Here is a 4,135-nt window from a genome sequence, read left to right on the forward strand (position 1 = left end):
ATCATGGTAGGGTCCACCCACAGGGCGAGAGTTGCACGTCTTCGTCTTTCATGATTCTCCGGTCATGCTATATTTTAGGCCTAATTTTGGGCCTAATTTTGGGCCTAGCCGAAACCGCGCCTGTTCCACCTTCGCAGCAGCCCGAGCTGCAGAGCATCCTGAAGTCCTCTAGTCGGTCTGCTCCCCTTTGAGCCGCGCCACGGTGCGGCGGATGCTCCCGCCGTCCTGCTGGGTTCTTTTTGCGACCAGCAGGTGCGCCTCGTATTCGGCCAGCGCCTCGCGCTCGCGGCCGAGCGCGAGCAGCAGGTCGCCGACGTGCTCGCCGCCGCTGTAAAAGGCGCTGAGGTCGTCGGGCCGCTCCGCCTTGGCCTTGACCACTTGGGCGATGCGCGTCTCGACCGCGAGGCGCTTCCTGACCCGCCAGCGGATGATCACCCAGCCGAGAAAAAAGCAGGCGATGACCAGCGTCGTCACCACGCCCAGACCCCGCGGCACCCCGGCCGCCTCGGCCAGCCTGACCAGCAGCGGCAGCGAAAAGGACAGCAAGACGAGCAGGGCGAGGAGGGCGGCATAATTCATAAGGTCTCTTCGTTCCAACGGTTTGCGTTGGCGCTTCTCAGATTCTACCCCAATAGTCAGTCAACCTCTTGATGATGCTGCTGGCGAATTGCCCCAGAGCCCCAAAGCCCTCGGGGTTTGCCATGAGGAAAATGTCTGTCATTGCGAGCGAAGCGAAGCAATCCCGTAGGTATCGGCAAAAAGAAGGAGGGTCTACACGCAGCTGGCGGATGCTCTGGAAAGTCGCGGCGTCCCCAAGGCGATAAGGCCGTCACGCAAGGACGTTGCCTTCGTCACCGAGTACAAAGCCAGGAGGGCGTCCTCGAGAATGGCTTTCTCATGATCGGCCCCTGCCGGACGTTTGGGACGAGGCCTGCCTGGTGTAGCCGCGGCTGCTAACAACGCTGTGCCCCAGAACAGCCTCCAGCAAAGGCCGCGCGACAGCAAACCTCGCGCGGCCTTTGCACCTTCTATAGCAGGGCGTACGGCTTAGCTGAGGCCCACTAGGGCCTACGGGCTAGTGCCCTTAACCTGTGGCTATCTGACCCCCGCCACGATGAGCGAGCCCGCCGGATTGACCGGCACATCGAAGCTGGCGGTCACCGTGATCGTGCCGGCGCCGTCCTCACCAGTAAGCAGCGGCGCCGACAGGCTGCCGACGAGGCGGGTAGCGGTCTCGCTCGTCAAGGCGACTGAGGCGTTGCCCTGATAGCTGACGCCCTCTATCTCGACGACGAGGGTCCGCACGATCTCGCCCTCCTCGCTCGCTTCGGCATAGATCATCGCGAACTCGGGCTCGTCTTGAGCCTTGACGAAGTAGATGCCGTAAAAGGGCAGGTCGTCGTCGGTAAGACCGCGCAGCGCCAGGCCAAGGTCCGCGGGGTCCTCTTCGGGCGCCGTAGGCACCTTGCCGTAGGCGCGGTTCACAGCGCCGCTCACGTTGGCGGTCCAAGAGCCCGAAAAGATATCGAGGCTGAAGTCCGGTCCAAAACGGATGCTGTCGAAGACGCTGTCGAGCGCGCGGTTGACCACAGTCGCAACGACGAGGTTGACCGCCTCGTTGACGATGCGATCGACGGCGCTGTCGATCGCGGTCGACAGCGCACGATCGACGGCGCGGTCCGCGATGTTGCCCGTTATGCCGTCGATGCCCGGAGCGCAGGCTCCAAGAACGAGGCTCAAGGAAAGAATGACCGTTGCTGCACGCTGTCTCATGCTTGCCTCCTGTCCCTATGGGATTCACTGTCAACCCTATTACATTTCGGCCCTTGCGGGCAGATTCGCTTGCTACTATGATCGCGCCCCTGGCGGGGCCGGAAGTGGGCGCGCTCGAGCTGGCCCGGAAAGGCTCGAGCACCAGCTCCAACCTTGCACCCTAGGCCGTTCCCGGCAGTGACGGCATGTCCTCCGTCCTCCTTGCCTTCAGCCACCGTTCGGCCGCAGGCGCTCGAGCGCCTTCAGCGCCACCGCTTTGGCGGCTTCCAGCGCGGCGGCGTCGTCACCGAAACCGTGGGCGTCGGTGATCAGGTAGAGACCGTTGCCGCTAAAGGCTTGAAGCTGGAGGCTACGAGATCTCCCCTCGCCGCTCGCCGTCCAAAAGGCCGTGTCGTCGACGCCGTCCAGCGCTTCGGGCTCGCTGCCCGCCGTCTCCCTGGCCGCCGCGCGTGCCCGCTCGATATGGGCGGGCGTGTTGGTGTTTCTGGCGCGCAGCGAGCGGCGCACCAGCAGGCCCACGCTCTTATGGGAGTCGTCCGCGGCGGCGCTGTAGAGGCAAAGCGAGACTTCCGCCACCCCCTCTTCAAAGCGGTCCATGAGGCGCTGCCCTTCCTGGGCCGGCTCGCCCAGCAGGGCCTCGGCGTCTTCTTGGGTGAGGAGCGCGCAGGCGTCGAGTCCCGCTGCCTCGTTCGCCTCTGCACTCGGGGTGGAGAAGCCCCAGGCGGCGAAAGCCGCCGTCAGCACCAGCAGGAGCAGGTATCGCGGTTTCATGGTTTCTCCTCTATCGTCACGGCGCCTCCAGCCCTCCCTCACTTCTGCCAATACGCGCCATCAAACCAGTGCGAAGCGCTAACCGTCCTGGCTGTCTTGCCTGTGCTCAGGTTCCTGGTGAAAATGTTGTACTTGCTGTTTTGATAACGGTCGTAAACGATGAAGTTGCCGTCGGAGGCCAGGTGTGGATGGGCGATATAGGAGCTCGTGGAAAGGGCGTTGGTGATCGCGCCTGTGGCGATAGTCTTGACCCGCACCCGGTTCGTCAGGCCCAGATGCGCGCGGTTCTCGAGCCAGGCCAGCTTGCCGTTGTTGCTGGGGCTGGGATGGAGCAGGGGATTGCTGCTGGTAGCGACCTGCAGATAGGTTTTCTTTTGCCTGTCGTAGCGCATCACCCGGTATTTGCCCGAGGAGAAGCGCATGAGGGCGATGGTTTTCCCGTCGCTGCTTATCGAAGGCTCGGTTTGCTGCGCGCTTGCGCTCAGCATGCTCTGGCTGCTGCCGCTGCGCTCGTAAGTGCGAATGTAGACGACGTGCTTACCGTTATGTGTACCTCCCCAGGCGATGGTTTTGTCGTCTGCCGTCATCGAGACGTTGATATGGTTGAGTGCGGGCGAGTTGGTCAGGTTGCTGAGCTTGTTGCTGCTGACGATAAGCCTGTAGATATCACAGCAACCCGTCGCCGTGTTCATGGAGAAAACGAGGATGTTGCCGGTCAGGCTCACGGCAACGGAGTTGATATAACGGTTGCCCGTGTAAACGAGCGTCTTTTTGTCGTTGCTCTGGTTGGCGAGCCAGAGCTGGAACTTTGCCGTGAGGCCGTCGAAGTGCACATAGGCGATATAACCGCTCGCGCCGGGGAGCACGGCTTGAGTCGAGAGTTCCTCCTCCTCGGCCTCCAGCAGGTCGCTTTCGGTGCCATCGGCAAGGCTGCCCAGCTCGGTGCCCGTGACCTCTGCTGTGGTCGTGGCAAGCTCGAGTGCCGCCGCGTCAATGTCGGCGTCGCTGAGAAGGGCGGGGCTGGTAGCGGGCGCTTGTTGGAGGGTTGAGGTGCAGGCTGCCAGCAGCAGCGTCAAAACGACGAGAACGGTTGCGAGGACGCGCCCCCTCCTCTCTTTGTTTATGCTCGAGGGTCCACTGCCGCCAACTGCTTGGGTGTTTGCTTGAGCTTTCATGTTTCTCCTCTCGTGTGGGGCTTGCCGGGTATGAACGGGTTCCCTTGCCGTTTGGGCTGAGGGTTGGGCCGTCCCTGAGAGCTTTGCTTCAGGCTTAGGGCACCGCCTTGCCGTCATCGTCACCACCTCAAAGACCATCCTAGGCGCCTCTGTATGTCGCGGCTATGTCGTAAGTGTGTCGTGAGATAATCCCAAAGCGGATTTAGTGCTTGGCGAGGAACCTTTGGAGCGCCTGGGTGCAGACCTCCGGGTGTTCGTTACAGGTCTCGTGCGAGGCATCCGGGATGATGAGCCGCTCGACATTCGGCAGCAGGCGCGCGAGCTCGCCGTCGATAATGGCGCAGAGCGACCGGCCGTCCGGCGACTGCACCCACACCTCGTCGAATGGCAACTCCACGTCTGACGCCTTCCTTCAG

At 62.5% G+C, this 4,135-nt stretch carries 5 protein-coding genes; all 5 read right to left on the bottom strand.

Annotated features, from left to right (window positions below; translation table 11 throughout):
- Window positions 1–168: 168 nt before the first annotated feature.
- Window positions 169–579 carry a hypothetical protein gene (locus M3498_01845; GenBank protein ID MDQ3458039.1) on the bottom strand — a complete coding sequence of 137 codons (411 nt, stop codon included), beginning with the start codon at window positions 577–579 and terminating at the stop codon, window positions 169–171.
- A gap of 516 nt (window positions 580–1,095) precedes the next feature.
- On the bottom strand, window positions 1,096–1,773 hold the full coding sequence (locus M3498_01850; GenBank protein ID MDQ3458040.1) for a hypothetical protein: 678 nt from the start codon (window positions 1,771–1,773) through the stop codon (window positions 1,096–1,098).
- Window positions 1,774–1,980: 207 nt separating this feature from the next.
- Window positions 1,981–2,544 (bottom strand): hypothetical protein, encoded by a 564-nt coding sequence (locus M3498_01855; protein ID MDQ3458041.1) that lies wholly within the window; start codon window positions 2,542–2,544, stop codon window positions 1,981–1,983.
- Between the two features lie 38 nt (window positions 2,545–2,582).
- Window positions 2,583–3,719: a hypothetical protein gene (locus tag M3498_01860; protein MDQ3458042.1), complete on the bottom strand. Its 1,137-nt coding sequence runs from the start codon at window positions 3,717–3,719 to the stop codon at window positions 2,583–2,585.
- A gap of 202 nt (window positions 3,720–3,921) precedes the next feature.
- Window positions 3,922–4,116 carry an alpha/beta hydrolase gene (locus M3498_01865; GenBank protein ID MDQ3458043.1) on the bottom strand — a complete coding sequence of 65 codons (195 nt, stop codon included), beginning with the start codon at window positions 4,114–4,116 and terminating at the stop codon, window positions 3,922–3,924.
- Window positions 4,117–4,135 lie beyond the last annotated feature (19 nt).

It is taken from the genome of Deinococcota bacterium (genome assembly GCA_030858465.1).
Classification (GTDB): domain Bacteria; phylum Deinococcota; class Deinococci; order Deinococcales; family Trueperaceae; genus JALZLY01.